The 25,629-nt window shown below is 70.3% G+C and carries 19 protein-coding genes; 18 read left to right on the top strand and 1 reads right to left on the bottom strand.

Annotation, left to right across the window (positions count from 1 at the left end; genetic code table 11):
* Nucleotides 1-7: 7 nt before the first annotated feature.
* The 14 genes from HOO61_RS23605 (at nt 8) to HOO61_RS23540 (ending at nt 20,176) form a co-directional block, all read left to right on the top strand.
* On the top strand, nt 8-793 hold the full coding sequence (locus tag HOO61_RS23605) for an ABC transporter permease (protein ID WP_172262416.1): 786 nt from the start codon (nt 8-10) through the stop codon (nt 791-793).
* A 3-nt stretch (nt 794-796) separates the two neighbouring features.
* Nucleotides 797-1,621, top strand: coding sequence for an ABC transporter permease (locus HOO61_RS23600; RefSeq protein WP_172262414.1), 825 nt, complete (start codon nt 797-799; stop codon nt 1,619-1,621).
* 7 nt (nt 1,622-1,628) lie between these two features.
* Nucleotides 1,629-2,900, top strand: coding sequence for an MCE family protein (locus HOO61_RS23595; RefSeq protein WP_172262412.1), 1,272 nt, complete (start codon nt 1,629-1,631; stop codon nt 2,898-2,900).
* Nucleotides 2,897-3,934, top strand: coding sequence for an MCE family protein (locus HOO61_RS23590; protein WP_172262410.1), 1,038 nt, complete (start codon nt 2,897-2,899; stop codon nt 3,932-3,934). The genes HOO61_RS23595 and HOO61_RS23590 overlap by 4 nt, the downstream gene beginning before the upstream one ends.
* Complete coding sequence (locus HOO61_RS23585) at nt 3,931-4,893, top strand: MCE family protein (protein WP_172262408.1); 963 nt, start codon at nt 3,931-3,933, stop codon at nt 4,891-4,893. The genes HOO61_RS23590 and HOO61_RS23585 overlap by 4 nt, the downstream gene beginning before the upstream one ends.
* Before the next feature lie 3 nt (nt 4,894-4,896).
* A complete protein-coding gene (locus HOO61_RS23580; RefSeq protein WP_172262406.1) occupies nt 4,897-6,057 on the top strand; it encodes an MCE family protein in 1,161 nt (386 codons plus the stop codon).
* A complete protein-coding gene (locus HOO61_RS23575; RefSeq protein WP_172262404.1) occupies nt 6,054-7,496 on the top strand; it encodes an MCE family protein in 1,443 nt (480 codons plus the stop codon). Before HOO61_RS23580 ends, HOO61_RS23575 begins: the two co-directional genes overlap by 4 nt.
* A complete protein-coding gene (locus HOO61_RS23570; RefSeq protein WP_172262402.1) occupies nt 7,493-8,806 on the top strand; it encodes an MCE family protein in 1,314 nt (437 codons plus the stop codon). The genes HOO61_RS23575 and HOO61_RS23570 overlap by 4 nt, the downstream gene beginning before the upstream one ends.
* 47 nt (nt 8,807-8,853) lie before the next feature.
* Nucleotides 8,854-9,528: a hypothetical protein gene (locus HOO61_RS23565; RefSeq protein ID WP_172262400.1), complete on the top strand. Its 675-nt coding sequence runs from the start codon at nt 8,854-8,856 to the stop codon at nt 9,526-9,528.
* Nucleotides 9,522-10,307 carry a J domain-containing protein gene (locus HOO61_RS23560; protein ID WP_172262398.1) on the top strand — a complete coding sequence of 262 codons (786 nt, stop codon included), beginning with the start codon at nt 9,522-9,524 and terminating at the stop codon, nt 10,305-10,307. The genes HOO61_RS23565 and HOO61_RS23560 overlap by 7 nt, the downstream gene beginning before the upstream one ends.
* 216 nt (nt 10,308-10,523) lie before the next feature.
* A complete protein-coding gene (locus HOO61_RS23555; protein ID WP_172262396.1) occupies nt 10,524-14,105 on the top strand; it encodes a DNA-directed RNA polymerase subunit beta in 3,582 nt (1,193 codons plus the stop codon).
* An 86-nt stretch (nt 14,106-14,191) separates the two neighbouring features.
* Nucleotides 14,192-18,037 (top strand): DNA-directed RNA polymerase subunit beta', encoded by a 3,846-nt coding sequence (locus HOO61_RS23550; protein WP_172262394.1) that lies wholly within the window; start codon nt 14,192-14,194, stop codon nt 18,035-18,037.
* 88 nt (nt 18,038-18,125) lie between these two features.
* On the top strand, nt 18,126-19,391 hold the full coding sequence (locus tag HOO61_RS23545) for a geranylgeranyl reductase family protein (protein WP_172262392.1): 1,266 nt from the start codon (nt 18,126-18,128) through the stop codon (nt 19,389-19,391).
* A complete protein-coding gene (locus tag HOO61_RS23540; protein WP_172262390.1) occupies nt 19,388-20,176 on the top strand; it encodes a lysophospholipid acyltransferase family protein in 789 nt (262 codons plus the stop codon). The genes HOO61_RS23545 and HOO61_RS23540 overlap by 4 nt, the downstream gene beginning before the upstream one ends.
* On the opposite strand, the gene HOO61_RS23535 is transcribed toward HOO61_RS23540, so the two are convergent.
* Nucleotides 20,151-21,176: an acyltransferase family protein gene (locus tag HOO61_RS23535; RefSeq protein WP_172262388.1), complete on the bottom strand. Its 1,026-nt coding sequence runs from the start codon at nt 21,174-21,176 to the stop codon at nt 20,151-20,153. The two genes, HOO61_RS23540 and HOO61_RS23535, sit on opposite strands and share 26 nt — an antisense overlap.
* Before the next feature lie 44 nt (nt 21,177-21,220).
* Between HOO61_RS23535 and HOO61_RS23530 the strand changes: the two genes are divergently transcribed.
* The 4 genes from HOO61_RS23530 to HOO61_RS23515 all read left to right on the top strand — a co-directional run bounded on the left by HOO61_RS23530 (nt 21,221) and on the right by HOO61_RS23515 (nt 25,626).
* Nucleotides 21,221-22,123: an NUDIX domain-containing protein gene (locus HOO61_RS23530; protein WP_172262386.1), complete on the top strand. Its 903-nt coding sequence runs from the start codon at nt 21,221-21,223 to the stop codon at nt 22,121-22,123.
* Complete coding sequence (locus HOO61_RS23525; protein ID WP_367650299.1) at nt 22,116-23,384, top strand: hydroxyacid-oxoacid transhydrogenase; 1,269 nt, start codon at nt 22,116-22,118, stop codon at nt 23,382-23,384. Before HOO61_RS23530 ends, HOO61_RS23525 begins: the two co-directional genes overlap by 8 nt.
* A gap of 144 nt (nt 23,385-23,528) precedes the next feature.
* Entirely contained in the window at nt 23,529-24,743 is a 1,215-nt protein-coding gene (locus HOO61_RS23520) for an SAM-dependent methyltransferase (RefSeq protein WP_172262382.1), read from the top strand.
* On the top strand, nt 24,736-25,626 hold the full coding sequence (locus HOO61_RS23515; protein WP_172262380.1) for a hypothetical protein: 891 nt from the start codon (nt 24,736-24,738) through the stop codon (nt 25,624-25,626). Before HOO61_RS23520 ends, HOO61_RS23515 begins: the two co-directional genes overlap by 8 nt.
* Nucleotides 25,627-25,629 lie beyond the last annotated feature (3 nt).

Genomic DNA, 25,629 nt, shown 5'->3' with positions numbered 1-25,629 from the left:
CGAGTCGATGTCCACCTCCATGTCCTCGCGCGCGCTCGCGCCCATCGGCGTCGCCGGCAACCTCTTCGCCTTCGCCCTCGACGTCGGGCGGGGGCTGTTCCGGCGACCCTTCCAGCTGCGCGAGTTCATCCAGCAGGCCTGGTTCATCGCGTCGGTCACCATCGTGCCGACCGCCCTGGTCGCGATCCCCTTCGGCGCCGTCATAGCGCTCCAGGTCGGCGGCCTGATCAAGCAGTTCGGCGCCCAGTCGTTCACCGGATCGGCGTCCGTCCTGGCGGTGGTCCAGCAGGCGGCCCCCATCGGAACCGCGCTGCTCATCGCGGGCGCCGGCGGCTCGGCGATCGCCGCCGACCTCGGTGCGCGCAAGATCCGCGAGGAGCTGGACGCGATGATGGTGCTCGGCATCGACCCGATCCAGCGCCTCGTCGTCCCGCGCGTGCTGGCCTGCATGCTCGTGGCGTTCTTCCTCAACGGCATGGTCAGCGTCGTCGGCGTCAGCGGCGGCTACGTCTTCAACGTGATCCTCCAGGACGGCACCCCCGGTGCCTACCTCGCCAGCTTCACCGCGCTCGCCCAGCTGCCCGACCTGTGGATCGGGCTCATCAAGGCGCTCGTCTTCGGCCTGATCGCCGCGATCGTCGCCTCCTACAAGGGCATGAACGCCAAGGGCGGGCCGAAAGGCGTCGGCGACGCCGTCAACGAGTCCGTGGTCATCACCTTCCTGCTTCTCTTCGTGGCCAACTTCGTCCTCAGCATGATCTACCTGCAGGTCGTGCCCCCGAAGGGCGGATGAGCGATGCCACTACGAGACGTGTACGCCAAGCCGCTCGCCTCCCTCGACGACCTGGGCGGCCAGCTGGCCTTCCACCTCGGGGTGCTCAAGGCCGTCCCCCGCTCGGTGACCCGCTACCCCCGGGAGATCATGCGGATCCTCGCCGAGGTCACCCTCGGCTCCGGAGCGCTCGCCGTCATCGGCGGCACGGTCGGCGTGATCATCGGCATGACCTTCTTCACCGGTGCCCAGGTCGGGCTGTCGGGCTACGCCGCGCTCAACCAGCTCGGCACCGCGGCCTTCTCGGGCTTCGTCTCCGCCTACTTCAACACCCGCGAGATCGCGCCCCTGGTCGCGGGCATCGCGCTAGCCGCCACGGTCGGCTGCGGCTTCACCGCGCAGCTGGGCGCCATGCGGATCTCGGAGGAGGTCGACGCCCTCGAGGTGATGGCCATCCCGTCGATGCCGTTCCTCGTCGCCACCCGGGTGGTGGGCGGCCTGATCGCGATCATCCCGCTGTACGTCGTCGGGCTGCTGTCGTCGTACTTCGCGAGCCGGCTCGTGGTGACGCAGATCTACGGCCAGTCTCCCGGCACCTACGACCACTACTTCAACGCGTTCCTGCCGCCGGGCGACGTGCTGTGGTCCTTCGGCAAGGTCCTGGTCTTCGCCGTGACCGTCATCCTCATCCACTGCTACCACGGCTACAACGCCTCCGGCGGGCCCGCGGGCGTGGGCGTCGCCGTCGGGCGTGCGGTCCGCACCAGCATCGTCGCCATCAACGTGCTCGACCTGCTCCTGTCGATGGCCATCTGGGGCGCGGCCACCACCGTGCGGCTGGCGGGGTGAGTCGGTGATGAGGACGAAGGCCCTGGGCGTGGTGTTCCTGGCGTTGATGCTCACGGCGGTGTGGGCGACGTACGGCGTGTTCACCCAGAAGTTCAGCGACTACGACGAGGTCACCGTCAAGGCCTCGCGGATCGGGCTCCAGCTGCCGCAGCGCGCCGACGTCAAGATCAAGGGCGTCATCGTGGGCGAGGTGCTCGACTACGAGCCGACCGCGGAGGGCGCCGACATCACGCTCGGCCTCTACCAGGACCGCACCACCGACGTCCCGCGCGACGTCACCGCCTCGATCCTGCCCAAGACGCTGTTCGGCGAGAAGTTCGTCTCTCTCGACGTCCCCGACGGCGGCTCGTCGGCACAGCCGATCGCCGACGGCGACGTCATCCAGCGCACGGACCTCTCCATCGAGGTCGAGCAGGTGCTCAGCGACCTCTACCCGCTCCTGCGCGCCGTGCAGCCCGCCGACCTCAACACCACCCTCAACGCCGTCGCCACCGCCCTCGAGGGCCGGGGCGAGCAGCTCGGCGAGACCCTGGAGACGCTCGACGCCTACCTGACCCGCTTCAACCCCGAGCTCCCGGCCCTCGTCGAGGACCTGCGCCTCACCGCGCGGGTCTCCGACACCTACGCCGACGTGCTGCCCGAGGTCGCCACCATCCTCCGCAACACCATCACCACCACCTCCACGCTCGAGGACCGCGAGGACAAGCTGCAGGCGCTGTTCAATGACGTGTCGAAGTTCGCGGCCGTCACGGAGCGCTTCACCCGCGCCAACGGGGACAACCTGGTGCGCCTCGCCGACCTCAGTGCGGCCCAGCTCGAGGTGTTCGCACGCTACGCGCCGGAGTACCCGTGCCTGCTGGGCGGCATCGTGGGCGCGGGCAAGCTGCAGGCTGAGGCCTTCCGCGGCTTCACCCTCCACATCGTGCTGGAGACGCTGCCCAACCAGCCGCGCGGCTACGGCCCCCAGGACGCCCCGGTGTACGGCGACAAGCGCGGGCCCCACTGCGGCCAGCTGCCCAGTCCCAGCTACAGCCAGGCCAACCCCGGCACCCAGCCCGACTTCGTCGACGGTGTCGACGAGCCCACCGGCAAGGGCACCAGCCGCGTCGCTCCGGGCTGGTCCGGGACGGCGGCCGGCTACGCGGGCGGCCGGGAGGAGTCCGCGCTTCTCAAGGCGCTGCTCGCCCCGGGGCTCGGCGTCAGCGGCGACGACGTACCCGACCTCGGCGTCCTCCTGGTCGGGCCGATGGCGCGTGGGGCGGAGGTGTCGCTGCGATGAGTCGCCTCCTGGACGCCAAGACGTCGGTCGACCTGGTCAAGCTGCTGGTCTTCGTCGTCGTCACCTCGCTCGCCACGACCGTGCTGGTCGTGACGATCGGCAACCTCGACTTCGGCTCGTCGCGCGAGTACCGCGCGGAGTTCACCGACGCCACCGGCGTGAACAAGGGCGACGACATCCGCGTGGCCGGTGTCCGCGTCGGGACGGTCAGCGAGGTGGAGATCGTCGACCGCACCCGGGCCCTGATCACCTTCTCGGTCGACCGCGACACCTCGGTCAACGGCGGCACCAACGCCGCGATCCGCTACCGCAACCTCGTCGGGCAGCGCTACATCTCGCTGACGCAGGAGGTGGGTGACACCCGGCGGCTGCCGGCAGGGTCCACCATCCCGGTGTCCCGCACCACGCCGGCGCTCGACCTCACCGTGCTGTTCAACGGCTTCAAGCCGCTCTTCGAGGCGCTCTCGCCCGACGACGTCAACCAGCTGTCGTACGAGCTCATCCAGGTGTTCCAGGGGGAGGGCGGGACGCTCGAGGGGCTGCTCGCGCACACCGCGTCGGTCACCTCGACGCTCGCCGACCGCGACGAGGTGATCGGCGACCTCATCGACAACCTGTCGGTGGTGCTCGACCACGTCGCCGACCGCGACAAGCAGCTCACCCGCCTCATCCAGTCGTTCCGCACGCTCGTCGGAGGCCTGAAGAAGGACCGCAACGCGATCCTCGGATCGCTGGAGGAGGTCTCCGCCCTGTCGGTCGAGACCGCCTCCCTGATCGACGGGATCCGCGAGCCCTTCGTGAAGGACATCAAGGAGCTGCGCGCGGTGGCGGGCAACATCGACAAGAACAAGGCCGAGCTCGACCGCGCCATCCAGGTGCTCCCGATCAAGCTCCGCAAGATCGGCCGCACCGCGATCTACGGCTCGTTCTTCAACTTCTACCTCTGCGAGTTCCAGGGGCGCGTGAACCTGCCCCGCGACGTCTCCATCCCGGTGAAGTACAACACCGGCTCCGACAGGTGTGATCTCGGATGAAGCCCTTCAGGGAGCGCAACCCCGTCGTCGTCGGGGCCATCAGCCTCGTCGTCCTCGCGGTGATGCTGGTCGCCGCGCTGCGGGCCGACGACCTGCCCATCATCGGCGGGGGCGACACCTACCACGCGATGTTCACCGAGGCCGGCGGGCTCAAGGTCAACGACGAGGTACGCATCGCCGGCGTGCGCGTCGGCAAGGTCGACGAGATCGAGCTCGCGGGTGACGAGGTGCGGGTCAGCTTCAAGGTCGACGAGGCCGCCGACTTCGGCGGTGACACCCGGGCCGCGATCAAGGTGAAGACGATCCTGGGCGCGATGTTCCTGGCCCTCGAGCCCGCCGGCAGTGGGCGGCTCGCCGAGGGGGCGACCATCCCCGCGGCGCGCACCTCGTCGCCGTTCGACGTGGTCGAGGCGTTCGAGGGCCTCGCGTCGACGTCGGAGCAGATCGACACCGACGAGCTCGCCGACTCGCTCACCACCCTCGCCGACCTCACCCGCAACACCCCCGAGGAGTTCCGGGGAGCGCTCGACGGCCTGAGCCGGCTCTCGACCAACATCGCGGCCAAGGACGAGGAGCTCAACACGCTCCTGGTCAACCTCGAGCGGGTCTCGACGGTCCTCGACGAGCGTGACCAGGACATCATCACGCTGATGGAGGACAGCGACGTGCTGTTCCGCGCCCTCGTCGCGCGCCGCGAGGCCGTGCACGACCTGCTGGTCTCCAGCACGACCCTCTCGAAGGAGCTCACCCTGCTCATCGAGCAGTCGCGCGCGGACCTCAAGCCCGCCCTCGCGCACCTCGAGAACGTCGTGGCGGTGCTCAACAAGAACGAGGACAACCTCGACAGCAGCCTGCGGCTGATGGCGCCCTTCTACCGCGTCTTCGCCAACACGCTCGGCACCGGTCCGTGGTTCGACACCTGGATCTCCAACTTCCCGCCCGTCCCGCAGGTGGGCTGAGCCATGGACCTCGTGAAGCGCCTCGTCGCCCCGCTCGTCGTGCTCGGCTTCGTCGTCGCGGCGGCCGTCACCGTCCTCGGCGGCGACACCACCAAGACGGTCGTCGCCCACTTCCCCCGCGCCATCTCCGTCTACGAGGGCAGCGACGTCCGTGTCCTCGGCGTGCCCGTCGGCACCGTGACGCGCGTCGAGCCCACCGGCACCGACGTGACCGTCACGATGACGTACGACGACGAGGTGAAGCTGCCGGCCGATGCCCGTGCGGTGATCATCGCGCCGTCGGTGGTGGGCGACCGCTACGTCCAGCTCACCCCCGCCTACCCCGGCACCGGGCAGGTCCTCACCGACGGCGCCGAGCTCTCCGTCGAGGAGACCGCGGAGCCGCTCGAGCTCGACGAGATCTACGACAGCCTCGACCGCCTCAACGTCGCCCTCGGCCCGAGGGGCGCCAACAAGTCCGGCGCCCTCTCCGACCTGCTGTCGGTGACGGCCGACAACTTCGGCGGCCAGGGCGCCACCTTCCGGCAGACGATCAAGGACTACTCCAAGCTCAGCGCCACGCTGGCCGGCAACTCCGACGAGCTCTTCGGCTCGGCCGAGGCGCTGGGGAGCTTCATGGAGACCCTCGCCGAGAACGACCAGACGGTGCGCCAGTTCAACCAGTCCCTCGCCGACGTCTCGACGATGCTCGAGGGCGAGCGGGAGGAGCTGGTCGCCGCGACGAAGAACCTGTCGGTGGCCCTCACCGCGGTCAAGGAGGTCGTGGAGGAGAACAAGGGCTCGCTGAGCCGCAACATCACCGGGGTCAACCGGGTCGCCAAGGTGCTGGTGCGCCAGCGTGCGGCGCTCGACGAGATCCTGCGCGTGGCTCCCGGGGCGCTCAACAACCTCGCCCTGACCTACAACCCGCAGGCCGGCACCCTCGACACGCGCGCCAACTTCGGCGAGTCGATCAACCAGCTCGAGATCGACCCGGCCGCGTTCCTGTGCGGCTTCGTCGGCCAGGTCGAACGCTCCGGACAGGTGTGCGACCGGATCACCGACCTGCTCGCCCGGCCCCGCGCGGGTGCGCTCGGGCGTACGCGGGCGCCGCTGCCCGCGCAGGACGTCTTCGACCCGACCCTCGGCGGGCTGGTCGCAGCAGACCCGGAGGTGCAGCGATGACGCGGCTCAAGGTGCTCGTGCTGGGCGTGCTCGCCGCCCTCTTTCTCTCCGCGTGCGACGCCAGCGTCTACTCGCTGCCGCTCCCGGGCGGTCCCGACGTGGGCGAGGACCCGATGACGGTGACGGTGGAGTTCGCCGACGTCCTCGACCTCGTGCCCCAGTCGACGGTCAAGGTCAACGACGTGAGCGTCGGCAAGGTGAGCGCCATCGACCTCGAGGGCTACCAGGCACGCGTGACGCTGGAGATCCGGCGCGACGTCGACCTGCCCGGCAACGCGGTGGCCGAGCTGCGCCAGACCAGCCTGCTCGGCGAGAAGTTCGTCGAGCTCAGCGCTCCCGACGAGGGGGCCATCGCGTCCCGCCTGCAGGACGGGGCCGTGATCCCGATCGAGCGGGCCGGGCGCAACCCGGAGGTCGAGGAGGTGCTGGGCGCCCTGAGCCTGCTGCTCAACGGCGGTGGTGTCGCCCAGCTCAAGACCATCACCCAGGAGCTCAACCTGGCCCTCGAGGGTCGTGAGGACTCTGCACGCTCCGTGCTCCGCAACCTGCGCACGTTCACCGGCCAGCTCGACGAGAACAAGGCCGACATCGTCGCCGCGATCGAGTCGCTCAACCGGCTCGCCCTCGCGGCGGAGAAGCAGCTGCCGACCATCGACCGCGCGCTCGAGGAGCTGCCCAGCGCGCTCGACTCGATCGACCGGCAGCGCGACGACCTCGTCGAGATGCTGGCCGCCCTCAACGAGCTGTCGTCGGTCGCCGTGGACGTCATCGCCCGCTCCAAGGACGCCACGATCACCTCGCTCGAGCGCCTCGACCCGGTGCTCACCCAGCTCGCGGCCTCCGGGGACGACTTCACCAACGCCTTCCACGTCTTCCTCACCTACCCGTTCGTCGACGAGGTCGTCGGCCGGGACCCCCAGGTGGCGCGGAACCTGCACATGGGCGACTACACCAACCTGTCGATCACCCTCGACGTCGACCTGACCGGGATCCCGACGACGATCCCGACCACGCTGCCGACCGAGGCATGCATCCCGCTGAGCGCCCTGCCGCAGGACGGGCCGCTCCCCGACACCAGCCGGCTGTGCCAGGACGCCCTCGACGCGATCAACGACTGCCTCGAGGGGCTGCGCCGCGGTGACGTGTCCGCGTGCGTCGGCCTGCCGGGCTCGGTCATCAGCGCGGTGTGCCAGCAGGCCCCCGTGCCGGGGCTCTGCGGCGGCTCGGGGACCCCGACCCTGCCGGTGCCGACGCCGACCGTGCCGACGGTGCCGGTCCCGAGCCTGCCGACGATCACCCTGCCCGGCCTGCCCCGCCCCGGTGCGTACCCCACCGGAGCACCACCCGACCGACGGCGTGGGCCGACGATGGGCGAGCTGGCCGAGCTCTACGACCCCGCGCTCGTGAGCCTCCTCGTCCCCGGGATGGTGACGCGATGATCACCCGTCGGACCAGGCTGCAGCTGCTCGTGTTCGCCATCATCACGCTCGTCGGCGTCAGCTTCGTGGGCGCCCGCTACGCCCGCCTCGACCGCCTCGTCCTCGACCAGAGCTACACGGTGGTGGCCCACTTCGCCGACTCCGGCGGTGCCTTCGCCGGGGCGGAGGTGTCCTACCGCGGGGTGCGCGTGGGCGAGGTCAGCGAGCTGGTCCTCACCGACGACGGCGTCGACCTCGTGCTCGACATCGACGAGGAGCACGACGACATCCCGGCCGACGCCCACGCGCTGGTCGGCAACCGGTCGGCCGTCGGCGAGCAGTACGTCGAGCTGCAGCCGCAGAGCAACGACGGCCCGTTCCTCGAGGACGGCTCGGAGATCGCCCGAGACCTGACCACCACGCCCATCGCGACCGACACCCTGCTCACCCACCTCGACGAGACCGTCCGCAGCGTCGACCAGGACGACCTGCGCACCGTGACCTCCGAGCTTGGCCTCGCGTTCCGGGGCGCTGGCGACGACCTGCAGACCATCCTCGACAGCAGCAGCGAGTTCATCACCGTGGCGGAGCAGAACTTCGACGTCACCGTCGACCTGATCCGCGACAGCAACACGGTGCTCAACGGGCAGATCGACTCCGAGCGCGCCTTCCGCCGCTTCGCCCGCGACCTCTCGACCTTCTCGACCACGGTGGCCGACCACGACCGCGACCTGCGCCGCCTCATCGAGGACGGTTCGCTCGGCGCCAACGAGCTGCGGGTCTTCCTCGAGGCCAACGAGGTCGAGCTCGGCGACCTGATCAACAACCTGGTCACCACCGGTGAGGTCGTGGTCAAGCACCTCGACGGCATCGAGCAGCTGCTGGTCCTCTACCCCTACGTCGTCGAGGGCGGCTACACGGTCGTGTCGAGGTCGCCGGGCACCGGGCTGTACGACGCCCACTTCGGCATGGTCCTGACCTCGGACCCGCACGTGTGCCTCGGCGGCTACGAGGGCACCGACCGGCGCTCGCCGCTCGACGGCAGCGACATGGCCATGAACGAGGGAGCCGGCTGCACCGAGCCTGCCTCGAAGTCCAACGCCCGCGGAGCGCAGAACATCCAGGCGCCGCGGGCCGCCACCGGGTGGGGGGCCGCGGACTTCGCGTACGACCCGGCCACGGGTGCCGTGACGTCCGACCCCGCCGAGATCCAGCGCCTCACCGGGTCGCGTGCCGCGGCACCGCGGACCCTCGGCGAGGACAGCTGGAAGTGGCTCTACCTCGAGCCACTGCTCGGCGAGGGCGTGACCCCGGGCGCCGGCGGTCGTTGACCCTTACGACCCCTTGGAGGAGGGGCGATGCGTTCCAGGGAGGGAACATGTCCGTGCTGTCCGAGCTCGCCCGACCGGGTGACTCCGTGGAGACCCCGTCCGACGAGACCGGGTCCGTCACCCGTGACCCCGCGCCGCCGCGCCGGCGGCTGCTCCTCGCCCTCGCGCTCACGCTCGTCGTCGTGGTCTCCGCCGCCCTGCTCGTCTGGCTCACAGCCGGAGGACGCGCGTCCGCCGGCGGTGGCCTCGACCACCCCGAGGAGCGCGAGCAGGTGATGAGCCTGAGCGACCAGTTCGTGAAGCGGCTCGGCACCTACAGCCCCGACCTGCTCGACGACTCCGGCCAGATGCCCGCCTACCGCGAGCAGGTCCGCGAGGTCATCACGCCCAAGTTCGCGGCCGACTTCGACAAGGAGGTCGCCACGGCCGAGCAGCTCGTCGCGCAGGGCGGCATCACCCGCACCGCCGACGTCTTCGCCACCGCTGTCTCCTCGGTCGACGACGACTCGGCGCGCGTGCTCGTGGCCGGGGCGTTCACCGACAGCTACCGCCAGGGCGAAGGGGCGAAGGCGCAGACCGTCGACCAGGAGCCGCTGCCGTTCCGCTTCACCGTCGACCTGGTGATGATCGAGGGGGAGTGGCTCGTCGACGACTTCACCCCCGTGAGCTCCCCCGAGGAGCCCGGCGCCGCCGACGGGAGCACCGAGGGGAGCGCATGGTGACCGACGCACCCACCTGGTACGACGTCCTCGACGTGCCTCGCGACGCCTCCGGCGAGGAGGTCCGCTCCGCCTGGAAGGACCGGATCGCCGACCTCGAGCCGGGCGACCGGCGCTTCGACATGCTCAACCGGGCGGCCAAGGTGCTGCTCGACCCGCTCGCCCGCGCGGCGTACGACGCCGGACTGAGCCCGGAGCCGCCGGTCGGGGACGACGCCCCGGCCGCGCCCCCGTCGGACGAGGACGCCGCTCCGGCGCCGGAGACGGACCCGCGAACCGCCGACCGACGACACCCCGGCGTGTCGTCCTGGCTGCTCGCCGGGCTGGGCGTGCTCGCGGCCGGCCTCGTCGTCGCGGCCACCTGGACGTGGACCCGGGCCGAGGCCGCAGGCGTCGACCCGGCGATCAGGGAGGCCCAGGTCGCGGCGGAACGCGCCGTCGTACCCGTGCTCTCCTACGACCACGAGACGCTCGAGGCCGACCAGCGGAAGGCCCAGGCGCTCATGACGGGCAGCTACCGCGAGGAGTACGACAAGCTCTTCACGGTGATCGAGGACAACGCCCCGCAGACACGGACGAAGGTCACCGCCTCGGTCGCCGCCTCGGGCATCGTGCGGGCGAGCGACGACCGCGTGCAGGTGCTGGTCTTCGTGGACCGGCCGACGACCAACAAGCTGAACGCCGAGCCGGTCGTCTACAAGGACCAGGTCACCGTCTCGATGCAGCGCGTGGACGGCGAGTGGCTGGTCGACGACCTCGTCACCTCTCCCGCCCAAGGGTAGGCAATCGGCGCGTCCTGCTTGACCGGTGACGCTTCGACGTTCATAGTCGTGGCCAACGCGTGGAGCGACCCTCTGGGAAAGACCCCGCGTTTGTGGCGTGTCCTGAGTTGCGCTATCGTGTCTCCTTGCGCCTGCCCTCAGATGCCCGACGCCTTCCGGACGGCCGTCGTGGTGGTCGGCTGGCGCCGATCACTTGCTCATTTGTGAGGACACCTCTTGGCCGCGCGCAGCTCCGCTGGTAACCACCGTCGCACCTCTTTCGCAAAGATCACCGAACCTCTCGAGGTTCCCCCCCTCATCTCGCTCCAGACGAGCAGCTTCGACTGGCTGGTCGGCGGCGAGCGCTGGGAGGCGGAGGTGGCCGCCCGCAGGGCTGCCGGTGAGGACGTCTCCGAGAAGACCGGTCTGCAGGAGATCTTCGAGGAGATCTCCCCGATCGAGGACTTCTCCGAGACGATGATGCTCTCCTTCGACAACCCCGTCTTCCTCGACGAGAAGTACACCGAGGAGGAGTGCAAGGAGAAGGACTTCACCTACTCCCGCCCGCTCTACGTCTCGGCCGAGTTCATGAACCACGAGACCGGTGAGATCAAGGGCCAGACGGTCTTCATGGGCGACTTCCCCATGATGACCCGCAAGGGCACCTTCATCATCAACGGCACCGAGCGCGTCGTCGTGTCGCAGCTCGTGCGCTCGCCCGGCGTCTACTTCGAGTCGAGCCCCGACAAGACGTCCGACAAGGACATCTTCACCGCCAAGCTCATCCCGAGCCGCGGCGCCTGGCTCGAGTTCGAGATCGACAAGCGGGACCTCGTCGGTGTGCGTCTCGACCGCAAGCGCAAGCAGAACGTCACCGTCCTGCTCAAGGCGCTCGGCTGGACGACCGACCAGATCCGCGAGGAGTTCGGTCAGTACGAGTCCATGATGCTGACCCTCGAGAAGGACAGCGTCCGCTACGAGGTCGTCTACGAGGAGCTGCAGAAGAAGGCGCGGGGCGAGGCCCCCACCGCCGAGCAGGTCAACGACGAGGTCACCCGCCTCGCGCTGCTCGACATCTACCGCAAGCTCCGCCCGGGCGAGCCGCCGACGGCCGAGGCCGCGCAGACGCTGCTCAACAACTACTACTTCAACCCCAAGCGCTACGACCTGGCGAAGGTCGGCCGCTACAAGATCAACAAGAAGCTCGGCCTCCACGAGGCCTTCGACCAGCAGACGCTGACCATCGACGACGTCGTGGCCGCCATCCGCTACGTCGTGCAGCTGCACGCCGCGGGTGTCCAGGCCGAGTCGCCCGACCTGGTCGACGCCGAGGGCAACGTCGTCGAGGGTCCTGACGGCGCCCCCGTCAAGGTCCAGGCCGACGACATCGACCACTTCGGCAACCGCCGCATGCGCACGGTCGGCGAGCTCATCCAGAACCAGCTCCGCACGGGCCTGGCCCGCATGGAGCGCGTGGTCCGCGAGCGGATGACGACCCAGGACGTCGAGGCGATCACGCCGCAGTCCCTGATCAACATCCGCCCCGTGGTCGCGGCGCTGAAGGAGTTCTTCGGCACCTCGCAGCTCTCGCAGTTCATGGACCAGACCAACCCGATCGCCGGCCTGACGCACAAGCGTCGCCTCTCGGCGCTCGGTCCCGGTGGTCTGTCCCGCGACCGCGCCGGCATGGAGGTCCGTGACGTCCACCCGTCGCACTACGGCCGCATGTGCCCCATCGAGACCCCTGAAGGCCCCAACATCGGCCTGATCGGCTCGCTGGCCTCCTACGGTCGGATCAACCCGTTCGGCTTCGTCGAGACCCCCTACCGCCGCGTGGTCAAGGGTGTCGTCACCGACGAGATCGACTACCTGACCGCTGATGACGAGGACCGCTACGTCATCGCGCAGGCCAACGCCCCGCTCGACGCGAAGATGAAGTTCGTCGAGGAGCGCGTGCTGGTCCGGCAGAAGAACGGTGAGGTCGACGCGATCCTCGCCGAAGAGGTCGACTACATGGACGTCTCGCCGCGCCAGATGGTGTCGGTCGCGACGGCCCTGATCCCGTTCCTCGAGCACGACGACGCCAACCGCGCGCTCATGGGCGCCAACATGCAGCGCCAGGCCGTGCCGCTGATCACCAGCGACAGCCCGCTGGTCGGCACCGGCATGGAGTACCGCGCCGCCGTCGACGCCGGTGACGTGGTCGTCGCCGACAACGCCGGTGTGGTCAAGGAGGTGTCCGCCGACGCCATCGAGACGATGAACGACGACGGCACCTACCAGACCTACAAGCTGGCCAAGTTCCGTCGCTCCAACCAGGGCACCTGCATCAACCAGCGTCCGCTGGTCAAGGCCGGCGACCGCCTCGAGGTCGGCACGCCGATCGCCGACGGTCCCTGCACCGACGACGCCGAGATGGCACTGGGCACCAACCTGCTCGTCGCCTTCATGCCCTGGCAGGGTCACAACTACGAGGACGCGATCATCCTCAGCCAGCGCCTGGTGCAGGAGGACGTCCTCACCTCGATCCACATCGAGGAGCACGAGGTCGACGCCCGCGACACCAAGCTCGGCCCCGAGGAGATCACGCGGGACATCCCGAACATCTCCGAGGAGGGCCTGGCCGACCTCGACGAGCGCGGCATCATCCGCATCGGCGCCGAGGTCACCACCGGTGACATCCTGGTCGGCAAGGTCACGCCCAAGGGCGAGACCGAGCTCACCCCCGAGGAGCGCCTGCTCCGCGCGATCTTCGGTGAGAAGGCGCGCGAGGTGCGCGACACCTCGATGAAGGTGCCCCACGGTGAGTCCGGCACGGTCATCGGCGTGCGCGTCTTCGACCGCGAGGACGGCGACGACCTGCCCCCGGGCGTCAACCAGCTGGTGCGCGTCTACGTCGCGCAGAAGCGCAAGATCTCGGTCGGCGACAAGCTCGCCGGACGCCACGGCAACAAGGGCGTCATCGCCAAGATCCTGCCGATCGAGGACATGCCGTTCATGGAGGACGGCACCCCGGTCGACGTCGTGCTCAACCCGCTGGGTGTGCCGCGTCGTATGAACATCGGCCAGATCCTCGAGCTGCACCTCGGCTGGCTCGCCAAGCAGGGTTGGGACCTCAACCTCTCGGGCGAGAAGGGCGAGTCGGACTGGAAGAAGCGCCTCATCGCGATCGGTGCCGACCAGGCCGACCCGAACACCAAGGTCGCCACCCCGGTGTTCGACGGTGCCCGCGAGGACGAGATCACCGGTCTGCTCGGCTCCACGTTGCCCAACCGCGACGGTGAGCGGATGGTCAAGGAGGACGGCAAGGCCAACCTCTTCGACGGTCGTTCGGGTGAGCCGTTCCCGGAGCCCGTGGCGGTCGGCTACATGTACATCCTCAAGCTGCACCACCTCGTCGATGACAAGATCCACGCTCGCTCGACCGGCCCCTACTCGATGATCACGCAGCAGCCGCTGGGCGGTAAGGCCCAGTTCGGTGGCCAGCGGTTCGGTGAGATGGAGGTCTGGGCGATGGAGGCCTACGGCGCCGCCTACGCCCTCCAGGAGCTGCTCACGATCAAGTCCGACGACGTGCCGGGCCGCGTGAAGGTCTACGAGGCCATCGTGAAGGGCGAGAACATCCCCGACTCCGGCATCCCCGAGTCGTTCAAGGTGCTCGTCAAGGAGATGCAGTCGCTCTGCCTCAACGTGGAGGTGCTGTCGCAGGACGGCTCCACCATCGAGATGAAGGACGCCGAGGAAGACGTCTTCCGGGCGGCCGAGGAGCTCGGCATCGACCTGTCCCGCCGCGAGCCCAGCTCCGTCGAAGAAGTCTGAGGTGATGCGGTACGCCGGCCCAGCCGGCGTACCGCCCTCAGTCCCCAGCTCCACTTTCCACGTACTAACGAAGGACTGCAGCCATCGTGCTCGACGTTAACTTCTTCGACCAGCTTCAGATCGGCCTGGCCACTGCGGACGACATCCGCACGTGGAGCCACGGTGAGGTCAAGAAGCCGGAGACCATCAACTACCGCACGCTCAAGCCCGAGCGTGACGGCCTCTTCTGCGAGAAGATCTTCGGTCCCACCCGGGACTGGGAGTGCTACTGCGGCAAGTACAAGCGCGTGCGCTTCAAGGGCATCATCTGCGAGCGCTGTGGCGTCGAGGTCACCCGCTCCAAGGTGCGTCGCGAGCGCATGGGCCACATCGAGCTCGCCGCGCCCGTCACCCACATCTGGTACTTCAAGGGCGTCCCGTCGCGCCTGGGGTACCTGCTCGACCTGGCGCCGAAGGACCTCGAGAAGGTCATCTACTTCGCCGCCTACATGATCACCTCGGTCGACGAGGACGCGCGTCACCGCGACATGGACTCCCTGGAGAACAAGGTCGGCCTGGAGCGCGAGCGCCTCGAGAAGCGTCGCGACACCTCCGTCGAGGACCGTGCCAAGAAGCTCGAGGAGGACCTCGCCACCCTCGAGGCCGAGGGTGCCAAGGCCGACGCCAAGCGCAAGGTGCGCGACGGTGCCGACCGCGAGATGAACCAGCTCCGCGACCGCGCCAACCGTGAGATCGCGCGTCTCGAGGAGGTCTGGGACACCTTCAAGAGCCTCAAGGTCCAGGATCTGCTCGGCGACGAGCTGCTCTACCGCGAGATGAAGACCTGGTTCGGCAAGTACTTCGAGGGCCACATGGGCGCCACGGCGATCCAGAAGCGCCTCCAGGACTTCGACATCGAGGCCGAGGTCGAGGCGCTGCGCGACACCATCGCCAACGGCAAGGGACAGCGCAAGGTCCGCGCCCTCAAGCGTCTCAAGGTCGTCGACGCGTTCCGCAAGACCGGCAACCAGCCCATCGGCATGGTGCTCGACGCCGTCCCGGTGATCCCGCCGGACCTGCGTCCGATGGTCCAGCTCGACGGTGGCCGCTTCGCCACCTCCGACCTGAACGACCTCTACCGCCGCGTCATCAACCGCAACAACCGCCTCAAGCGCCTGCTCGACCTCGGTGCTCCCGAGATCATCGTGAACAACGAGAAGCGGATGCTGCAGGAGGCCGTGGACAGCCTCTTCGACAACGGTCGTCGTGGTCGTCCGGTCACCGGCCCGGGCAACCGGCCGCTGAAGTCGCTCTCCGACATGCTCAAGGGCAAGCAGGGTCGCTTCCGTCAGAACCTGCTCGGCAAGCGCGTGGACTACTCGGGCCGTTCGGTCATCGTGTCGGGTCCGCAGCTCAAGCTGCACCAGTGCGGTCTGCCCAAGCAGATGGCGCTCGAGCTGTTCAAGCCGTTCGTGATGAAGCGCCTCGTCGACCTGTCGCACGCGCAGAACATCAAGTCCGCCAAGCGGATGGTCGAGCGTGCTCGTCCGGTCGTGTGGGACGTCCTCGAAGAGGTCATCACCGAGCACCCCGTGCTGCTCAACCGTGCGCCCACCCTGCACCGCCTCGGCATCCAGGCCTTCGAGCCGCAGCTGATCGAGGGCAAGGCCATCCAGATCCACCCGCTCGTCTGCGGCGCGTTCAACGCCGACTTCGACGGTGACCAGATGGCCGTGCACCTGCCGCTGTCCGCGGAGGCGCAGGCCGAGGCCCGCATCCTGATGCTCTCGACCAACAACATCCTCAAGCCGTCGGACGGCCGTCCGGTGACCATGCCGTCGCAGGACATGATCATCGGTCTGTTCTGGCTGACCTCCGACCGTGAGGGTGAGCCCGGCGAGGGTCGCGTGTTCTCCAGCCCGGCCGAGGCGATCATGGCCTTCGACCGTCGCGAGATCACGCTGCAGAGCCGGATCAGCATCCGCCTCACCGACGTGGTGCCGCCGCTCGACCTCGAGCTCGGCGCCGACTGGGAGGAGCGGACCGCCCTCCAGCTCGACACCACCCTCGGCCGTGTCCACTTCAACGACACGCTCCCGGCGGACTACCCGTTCGTCAACGAGGAGGTCGGCAAGAAGCGCCTCGGCGCGATCGTCAACGACCTCGCCGAGCGCTACACCAAGGTGCAGGTCGCGGCCTCGCTCGACGCCCTCAAGGACGCCGGCTTCCACTGGGCCACGCGCTCGGGTGTGACCGTCTCGATCGACGACGTCACCACGCCCGACAGCAAGGCCGAGATCCTGGGCCGCTACGAGGCGCAGGCCGAGAAGGTCCAGAAGAACTACGAGCGCGGTGTGATGACCGACGACGAGCGTCGTCAGGAGCTCATCGAGCTGTGGACCCAGGCTGCCGCCGAGGTCGGTCGTGCGATGGAGGCCAACTTCGACCGCAAGAACCCGATCTACATGATGGTCGACTCGGGTGCCTCCGGAAACATGAACCAGATCCGGCAGGTCGCGGCCATGCGTGGTCTGGTGGCCAACCCGAAGGGCGAGATCATCCCGCGCCCGATCAAGGCCAACTTCCGCGAGGGCCTGACGGTGCTCGAGTACTTCATCGCCACCCACGGTGCCCGCAAGGGTCTCGCCGACACCGCGCTGCGCACCGCTGACTCGGGCTACCTGACCCGTCGTCTGGTGGACGTGTCGCAGGACGTCATCATCCGTGAGGACGACTGCGGCACCGAGCGCGGCCTGCCCAAGCGGATCGACGACGAGCACGTGGAGACCGCGGCCTACGCGCGCTCCTCGGCCGTCGACATCCTGCACCCGGAGACGGGTGAGGTGCTCGCCACCGCCGGCGAGGACCTGGGTGACGTCAAGATCGGCGAGCTCGTGGCCGCTGGTGTCACCGAGGTCAAGGTCCGCTCGGTCCTGACCTGCGACGCCCGCACCGGCACCTGCGCCAAGTGCTACGGCCGCTCGCTGGCCACCGGCAAGCTGGTCGACATTGGTGAGGCGGTCGGCATCATCGCCGCCCAGTCCATCGGTGAGCCCGGCACGCAGCTGACCATGCGCACGTTCCACACCGGTGGTGTGGCCTCCGCGGACGACATCACGCAGGGTCTGCCCCGTGTGGTCGAGCTCTTCGAGGCCCGCTCGCCCAAGGGTCGTACGCCGATCTCGGAGTCCGCCGGTCGCGTGAAGATCGAGGAGACCGACAAGGCCCGCGTCGTCGTGGTCACCCCCGACGACGGCTCCGAGGTCCAGGAGATCCCGGTGTCGAAGCGTTCGCGCCTCAACGTCGAGGACGGCGACCACATCAACGTCGGTCACCACATCACGTCCGGTACGCCCGACCCGCAGGACGTGCTGCGCATCCTCGGTGTCCGCAAGGCCCAGGAGCACCTCGTGGACGAGGTCCAGGAGGTCTACCGCTCGCAGGGCGTGGCGATCCACGACAAGCACATCGAGATCATCGTGCGGCAGATGCTGCGTCGCGTGACGGTCATCGAGTCCGGTGACACCAACCTGCTCCCGTCCGACCTGGTCGACCGGGTGCGGTTCGAGGAGGAGAACCGGCGCGTGGTCTCCGAGGGCGGCAAGCCGGCCTCGGGTCGCCCGGTGCTCATGGGCATCACGAAGGCCTCGCTCGCGACCGAGTCGTGGCTCTCGGCGGCCTCCTTCCAGGAGACCACCCGGGTCCTCACCGACGCCGCGATCAACGGTCGCTCCGACAGCCTGCGTGGCCTGAAGGAGAACGTGATCATCGGAAAGCTCATCCCGGCCGGCACCGGCCTCGAGCGCTACCGCAACATCCGGGTGGAGCCCACCGAGGAGGCGCGCGCCGCGGCCTACTCGGTCACCGGCTACGACACCTACGACTACGACTTCGGTCCGTCGTCGCAGGCCGTCGCACTCGACGACTTCGACTTCGGCTCGTACCAGAACTGATCGTCGTCACCCGAGCCCCGGCCCCCGAGAGGGAGGCCGGGGCTCGGTGCATTTCGGCCGATGTCCACCGGCCTGAGAGAATCCCGACGTGACGCCACCCCCCACCTCGCGCCCCACCTCCGCCGACGTGCTCGTCGTCGGCGCGGGTCCGGCGGGCTCGGCCGCGGCCGCCTGGGCCGCCCGTGCCGGCCTCGACGTCGTGCTCGCCGACGCAGCCACGTTCCCGCGCGACAAGACGTGTGGTGACGGCCTGACCCCGCGCGCGATCGGGGAGATGCAGAAGCTCGGTCTCGAGGACTGGCTGCGCGCCCACACCGTCAACGAGGGGCTGCGCGCCCACGGCTTCGGCCAGACGCTCCTGCTGCCCTGGCCGGGCCCGCAGTCGTCTGGCTCGGCTCTGCCCGACTGGGGCTCGGCGGTGGCCCGCACCGAGCTGGACGACCACCTGCGCACGGTGGCCATCAAGAGCGGCGCCCGTGCCGTCGACGGCGCCCGCGCGGTCGGCGTACGACGTGACGGGGAGCGGGTGGCGGCGGTCGAGCTCCACGACGCCGAGGGCACCTACGAGGTCGCCTGCCGGTGGCTCGTCGTGGCCGACGGGGTCCGGTCGCCGCTGGGCAAGCTGCTGGGCCGCGAGTGGCACCGCGACACCGTCTACGCCGTCGCCGGTCGGTCCTACGTCGACTCGGAGATGAGCGACGACCCGTGGATCAGCTCGCACCTCGAGCTGCGCGACGAGCAGGGCGAGCTCGTCAGCGGCTACGGCTGGATCTTCCCGCTGGGCGACGGCACCGTGAACCTCGGCGCCGGCACCCTGGCGACCAGCAGTCGGCCCGCCGAGGTCGCCATCAAGCCGCTGATGCAGACCTACGCCGACACGATCGGCGCCGACTTCGGCCTCTCGGGCGAGCTGCGGATGCCGACCTCGGCCCTCCTGCCGATGGGTGGCGCGGTCAGCAACGTCGCCGGGCCCAACTGGGCGCTCATCGGCGACGCCGCCGCGTGCGTCAACCCGCTCAACGGCGAGGGCATCGACTACGGCCTGGAGACCGGCCGCCTGGTGGCCGAGCACATCGCAAGCGGCGCCGGCCTCGGGGAGGCCTGGCGCGCGACGCTGGTGGAGCACTACGGCGAGGCCTTCTCCATCGCCCGCCGACTCGCCGGGATCGCCACCCAGCCCCGGGTCGTCGCCGCCCTCGGCCCCGCGGGCATGCGCTCGGACTGGCTGATGACGCTGGCGCTGCGCTGGATGGGCAACCTCGTCGACGACGCCGACCGCGACCGCGCCGCCCGGGTGTGGCGCTGGGCGGGCCGCCGCTCGATGGCGCGCGACGCCCGACCGCCCTTCGCGTGAGCAGGGACCTCACCTACCGGGCCGCGGTCGCGCTCGGGAGGGCCGGCATGCGCGCCCTCGGGATGCGGGTGACCGGGCTGGGCGCCGAGCACGTGCCGACCGAGGGCCCGGTGCTGCTGGCGGCCACGCACGTGTCCTACCCCGACTTCGTCTTCGTCCAGGAGGCTGCCAGCTCGTCGGGACGTCACGTGCGGTTCATGACCCGCCACGACGTCTGGCACGTCCCCGGCGTGGCGCGCGCGATGACCGCGATGCGTCACGTCCCCGTCGACCGGGAGGCGCCGGCGGGGGCGTACGTCGTCGCCCGCGGGCTGCTGCGCTCCGGCGAGGCGGTCTGTGCGTTCCCCGAGGCGGGGATCAGCTACTCCTACACCGTGCGCTCGCTCATGCGCGGGGTGGCGAGCCTCGCGCGCGAGACCGGTGCCTCAGTGGTGCCGGTCGCCGTCTGGGGGCCGCAGCGCGTCTGGTCGGTCGGCATGCCCGACGCACGCGGCCGTGAGCCGCGCCCGGACCTCACCCGCGGACGCCGGATCGACGTGTCGTTCGGCCCGCCACTGAGCATCGCGCCGGGGGAGGACCTGGCCGACTGGACCCGACGCCTAGGGGAGGTGCTGACGGTCCAGCTCGAGGAGCTTCAGCGGCTCCCGCGCCACCGTCCCCGGCCGGGCGAGCACGCGCCCTGGTACCCCGCGCACCTGGGCGGTCACGCACCGACGCGCACCGAGGCCGCCCACCTCGACGTGGTGCCGCGTGCCGCGATCAGGCCGACGTGGGGGCCTTGCTAGCAGGCTTGCGACGCGCCTCCAGCCAGCCGAGGGGGTTGGTGAAGGGCTCGAGCACCCGGCGCACCGGCGGGCACGCGAGGAAGAAGGTGAGCCCGATCGCGCCCAGGACGGTGAGGACGAGGCCCGCCGTCGGGTAGGAGGCGGTGAACTCGGGCCAGCCGAGCGCCTTGAACGTCTTGATGACGAACCCGTGGAACAGGTAGACCACCATCGTGGCCGTGCCCATCGTGGTGAACCAGCCGAGGCTGCGCCGAGGTACCAGCGACATCGCCGCGAAGGCGCCGAGCAGGCCGACCATCATCACGGTCAGCCGGGTCTGGAAGACGAACTCGTTGTCGATCGGGATCTCGGAGTAGCCGGTGTCGTACCAGAGCAGCGCCGACTCCGCCCAGGTGTCGGTGTAGAGCGCCATGATCCCGATGCCGACCAGCATGGGCACCGCCGCCATCTTCACCCACACGTCGTCGAGGTGCGCGAGGTGGCGGGGCTTGAGGTGCAGGCCGAGCACGAAGAACGGCAGGAGGCCGAGGAAGCGGGGGATCATCAGGGCCTCGGTGTCCCAGATCCCGCCGACCAGGCTCACGATCACCGACAGCGGCAGGAAGAGCCAGTGCCGCTTGAGGATCGGGGTCACCAGGCGCCACATCAGCAGCACGATGAGGTACCACATGGTCCAGTGCGGCTCGAACCAGAGCGGGCCCGTCACCCCCTCGTCGACGACCTCGCGCCGGTAGTAGAACAGGGCCGGCTCGAAGAGCAGGTAGGGGACCAGGAGGGTGTAGACCAGGTTCTTCATCCGGCGGCGGTCCCACTCGAACGACTTCGAGAGGTAGCCGCTGACGAAGACGAAGGCCGGGATGTGCCACAGGTAGATGAAGTCGTAGACCCAGTGACTGCCTGCGGTGTCCTCGACGAGGCCGATCGCGTGGCCCACGACGACGAGCGTGACCAGCACCATCTTGACGTTGTCGAGCCACGGATCACGGGACGCGGGGGGCACGGCGCTCACCGTACTTCACCCGGTCCTTCACTAGGTTGGGGCGCATGGGTTCCCTGCCGAGGCGACAGCGGGTGGCGGCGTACGCCGTCATCCTCCGTGAGCGCGGCGGCGCGGTCGAGATCCTGCTGAGCCGCCTGGCGCCCCGGGTCTCCCGCTCCGAGCTGTGGACGCTGCCGGGTGGTGGCGTCGACCACGGGGAGGACCCGCGCGACGCCCTGATCCGCGAGGTGCAGGAGGAGACCGGGCTGGACGCGACCGTTGGTGACCGGGCGCGGGTCTACAGCGCCCACATGCCCCGCTCGCCGCGGGACGGGCAGCTCGTCGACGCCCACGCGATCCGCCTGGTCTACGAGGGCTGGGTGCCTCCGAGCTCGCCGGTGCCCCGGGTGGTCGAGGTCGACGGCTCCACGATCGAGGCGGCCTGGAAGACCCTCGACGAGGTCGCCTCGGGGGCCGTGCCCGTCTCCTCGGTGGTGACCGAGGCCCTCGTCGACCACCAGCCGTTCCGCCTGCAGCGCGTCGCGGCGTACGCCCTGATCACCCGTCACCTGGACGGCCAGGCGCAGGTGCTGCTGACCCGGCTCTCGGGGAGCGCTGCGCACCCCGGGAGGTGGACGCTGCCCGGCGGGGGCGTGGACCACGGCGAGCACCCGTCGGTCGCGCTGGCCCGAGAGGTCGAGGAGGAGTGCGGGCTGCCCTGCGAGGTCGGCGCCGTGCTCGGCGTGCACGACACCCACTTCGCCGGCACCGCGCCGTCCGGCCGGATCGAGGACTACCACGGCGTGCACCTCGTCTACCGCGCCAGCGTCGCCGACGGCGAGCCCCGGGTGGTGGAGCTCGACGGCACCACCGATGCCGTCGCGTGGGTGCCGACGGCCGACGTGGCGTCGGGCGAGGTCGACGTGCTCGACGTGGTCACCTACGCGCTGGGAGCAGATCGTGACTGAGACCGTCTTCACCTACGCCGCCCCCGGACTCAAGTTCGGACGCGGAGCCAGCAACGAGATCGGGTGGGACGTCGAGCAGCTGTGCCGCGACGTCCGCGGGGACGCGGCGCGGCGGGTCCTGCTCGTCACCGACCCGGGCGTCGCCGCCACCGGCCACCCCGACCGGATCGCCGACGGCATGCGGTCCCGTGGCCTGGAGGTGGTGGTCTACGCCGAGGCGCACGTCGAGCCGACCGACGCCTCTCTCGGCGCGGCCGTCACCACGGCCCGCGGGGCTGGACCCTTCGACGCCGTGGTCGCGGTCGGTGGCGGCTCCTCCATCGACACCGCCAAGGCGGTCGACCTGATGCTGACCAACCCCGGCGAGCTGATGGACTACGTCAACGCGCCGGTCGGCGGCGGCCGGGCGCCCGAGCACCCGCTCCTCCCGCTCGTTGCCGTCCCGACGACCACCGGCACGGGTGCGGAGTCGACCACCATCTGCGTCCTGGACGTCCTGGCGCTGGAGGTGAAGACCGGCATCTCCCACGCCCGGCTCCGGCCCACCCTCGCGGTCGTGGACCCCGACCTCACCATGACGCAGCCCGCGATGGTCACCGCCTCGGCGGGCATGGACATCCTCTGTCACGCGCTCGAGAGCTGGACGGCTCGGTGGTACGCCGACTTCGACGCCAAGCGTCCCGAGCAGCGGGTGCCCTACTGCGGGGCCAACCCGATCGCCGACATGTGGGCGGAGAAGTCGCTGTCCCTCCTCGCCGGCTCGTTCCGCCGCGCGGTCCGCGACGGGTCCGACGGCGAGGCCCGTGAGCAGATGGCCCTCGCAGCGACCTTCGCCGGCCTCGGCTTCGGCAACGCCGGCGTCCACGTGCCCCACGCCTGCGCCTACCCGATCGCCGGACGGGTCCGCGACTACCGTCCTCCGGGCTACCCGGCCGGCGAGCCGATCATCCCGCACGGGATGGCCGTGGTGATGACGGCGCCGGCCGCCTTCGCCTTCCTCCACGATGCCGCTCCCGAGCGGCACCGCCGGGCGGCCGAGCTGCTCGGCGGCTCGGGCGAGCCGCTGCCCGACGTGCTCCGGGGGCTGATGCGCGACGTCGGGCTGCCCAGCGGGCTCGCCGAGCTCGGCTACGGCGAGGGTGACGTCGACGCCCTGGTCGAGGGAGCGCTCCAGCAGCAGCGGCTGCTGGCCACCGCGCCCGTCGAGGTCACGGCCGAGGACCTGACCACCGTGTTCCGGGGTTCGCTCGAGCACTGGTGACCCGCCGCCCGCGGCTCGGCTCGACGAAGTAGGTGGCCGACCCGCCCCCGCCTAGGATGAGGGCATGAACCCCCGCCACCGCCGACTCGTGATCCCGGTGGCGTTGGGGGCACTCATCCTCATCGTCGTCATCGCAGCCGTCCTGTGAGCACGACTCCCGGGACCGAGCTCGCCACGATCCGGTCGGCGGTCCTCGACGCCGACCACCTCGTGCGCGCGCTGGCGAGCGGGCGTCGCAAGGGCCGGCCGGTGCCGGTCGTCGACGGACGCGAGGTGCGTCGCGTGGAGGTCCGGGTCGTCGACCTGAAGGCGGGGCGCCACCTGCAGGTGACGTCGTACGACGCCACCCAGGCGCACACCTCCAACCACCTCGTCGGCGAGGCGGCCCAGGCGGCGGTGGACGCGTTGCTCGCGGAGCCCTTCGCCAACTGGCACGTCGACACTGCCACCGAGACCCATCAGCTGCGGGTGACGAAGAAGGGCGTGCCGATGTTGCACACCTCGACCCGCGCCGCGGAGGTCGCGCCCTCGCGGGGACACGACCGGTCCAAGGACCGGCTGATCCCCGAGGACCACCCGGTGCTCAGGGCACTCGGGATCAGCGACGCCCAGGGGCGGGTGAAGCCGTCGAGGCAGGCGAAGTACCGCCAGGTGGAGGAGCTCGTCCGGCTGCTCGACGCCAGCATCAGCGACGCGATCGCGCAGGGCCGGCTGCGCACCCCGACGGCCGACGACCCGCTGCGCGTCGTCGACCTCGGCTGCGGCAACGCCTACCTCACCTTCGCGGCGCACGCCTTCCTGGCTGACCGGCTGCCGGTCCGCATGACCGGGGTCGACGTCAAGCAGCAGTCTGCCGACCACAACTCGCGCGTCGCCGCCGACCTGGGCATCGACGCGGACTTCGTGGTGGGCTCGATCGCCGACGCGCGGCTCGAGCAGGCGCCCGACGTGGTGCTCGCCCTGCACGCCTGCGACACCGCCACCGACGACGCCCTCGGTCGGGCGCTGGAGTGGGAGGCGCCGCTCGTCCTCGCCGCCCCGTGCTGCCACCACGACATCGCCGCCCAGCTGCGCACGGCGGCGGTGCCCGAGCCCTACGCGATGCTCACCCGCCACGGCATCCTGCGCGAGCGCTTCGCCGACACGCTCACCGACGCGCTGCGCGCCGCACTGCTGCGCCGCGAGGGCTACCGCGTCGACGTCGTCGAGTTCGTCGAGAGCGCCCACACGCCGCGCAACACGCTGCTGCGGGCGGTGCGCACCGGCGCCGACGGGTCCGACGCGGGCCAGGAGTACGACGACCTGCTCGCGGCCTGGGGCGTCCGGCCCCGGCTCGGTGAGCTGCTCGACCATGGCTGATCCCCGCCGGGTGGCCGCCGGCGCACTCGTGCTCGTGCCCTTCCTGCTGGGCGCCGCGGCCGGCGCGCCCAGCGCGGCGGAGCGTCCGGCGTTCCGCTTCGCCGACCCGGAGATCGTCGAGTCGAGCGGACTCGTCGTCCTGACCGGTCGCGGGCCCGAGAGCGGCCTGGTCGTGACCACCAACGACTCCGGCGACGCGGGTCGCGTCTTCACGGTCGACCCCGCCACCGGCGCGACCGTCGGCGTCACCTCCTGGCCGACGGACCCCGAGGACGTGGAGGCGCTCGCACCGGCCGGACCCGGTCACGTGTGGGTCGCCGACATCGGCGACAACCGGCACGTGCGCGACTCCGTCGACGTGCTGCGTGTCCCCGTCGGGCGTGGGGATCGTGCCGTCGAGCCCGAGGCCTACGAGCTCACCTACCCCGACGGCTCCCACGACGCCGAGGCGCTGGTCAGCCACCCGGTGACGGGACAGCTGTTCGTCATCACCAAGGGCGTCTTCGCCGGCACCGTGTACGCCGCCCCGCCCCGCCTGCGCGCCGACCGGCCCAACCTGCTCACCGAGGTCGGGGACGCGCCGGGCATCGTCACCGACGCCACGTTCCTGCCCGGCGGGGGAGGGGTGGTCATGCGCACCTACTCCGCCGCCCATCTGACGGCGTTCCCGTCGTGGCAGCCCGTCGAGTCGTGGCCCCTGCCCGACCAGGACCAGGGCGAGGGCATCGCCCTCGCCGGCAGCGACCTGCTCGTCAGCACCGAGGGAGCCCGGTCGGAGGTGCTCCGGGTCGGCCTGCCGGCCTCGGCGGGTGCGACCGACCTGCGCTCGCCGGCGTGGACGAGCCTGCGCTGGCTCGCGACGGCGTACGCCTCGCCCCTCTGACCC

Origin of the sequence: Nocardioides sp. zg-1230, from assembly GCF_013155335.1 — a bacterium.
Taxonomy (GTDB): domain Bacteria; phylum Actinomycetota; class Actinomycetes; order Propionibacteriales; family Nocardioidaceae; genus Nocardioides.
This window is presented reverse-complemented; position numbering and strand designations above follow the sequence as displayed.

Excerpts from the sequence above, each read along its gene's own strand:
- HOO61_RS23605 (WP_172262416.1), top strand. The coding sequence starts at position 8 with ATGTCCACCTCCATGTCCTCGCGCGCGCTCGCGCCCATCGGCGTCGCC.
- HOO61_RS23600 (WP_172262414.1), top strand. The coding sequence starts at position 797 with ATGCCACTACGAGACGTGTACGCCAAGCCGCTCGCCTCCCTCGACGAC.
- HOO61_RS23595 (WP_172262412.1), top strand. The coding sequence starts at position 1,629 with ATGAGGACGAAGGCCCTGGGCGTGGTGTTCCTGGCGTTGATGCTCACG.
- HOO61_RS23580 (WP_172262406.1), top strand. The coding sequence starts at position 4,897 with ATGGACCTCGTGAAGCGCCTCGTCGCCCCGCTCGTCGTGCTCGGCTTC.
- HOO61_RS23570 (WP_172262402.1), top strand. The coding sequence starts at position 7,493 with ATGATCACCCGTCGGACCAGGCTGCAGCTGCTCGTGTTCGCCATCATC.
- HOO61_RS23515 (WP_172262380.1), top strand. The coding sequence starts at position 24,736 with ATGGCTGATCCCCGCCGGGTGGCCGCCGGCGCACTCGTGCTCGTGCCC.
- HOO61_RS23575 (WP_172262404.1), top strand. The coding sequence starts at position 6,054 with ATGACGCGGCTCAAGGTGCTCGTGCTGGGCGTGCTCGCCGCCCTCTTT.
- HOO61_RS23590 (WP_172262410.1), top strand. The coding sequence starts at position 2,897 with ATGAGTCGCCTCCTGGACGCCAAGACGTCGGTCGACCTGGTCAAGCTG.
- HOO61_RS23530 (WP_172262386.1), top strand. The coding sequence starts at position 21,221 with ATGGGTTCCCTGCCGAGGCGACAGCGGGTGGCGGCGTACGCCGTCATC.
- HOO61_RS23565 (WP_172262400.1), top strand. The coding sequence starts at position 8,854 with ATGTCCGTGCTGTCCGAGCTCGCCCGACCGGGTGACTCCGTGGAGACC.
- HOO61_RS23560 (WP_172262398.1), top strand. The coding sequence starts at position 9,522 with ATGGTGACCGACGCACCCACCTGGTACGACGTCCTCGACGTGCCTCGC.
- HOO61_RS23585 (WP_172262408.1), top strand. The coding sequence starts at position 3,931 with ATGAAGCCCTTCAGGGAGCGCAACCCCGTCGTCGTCGGGGCCATCAGC.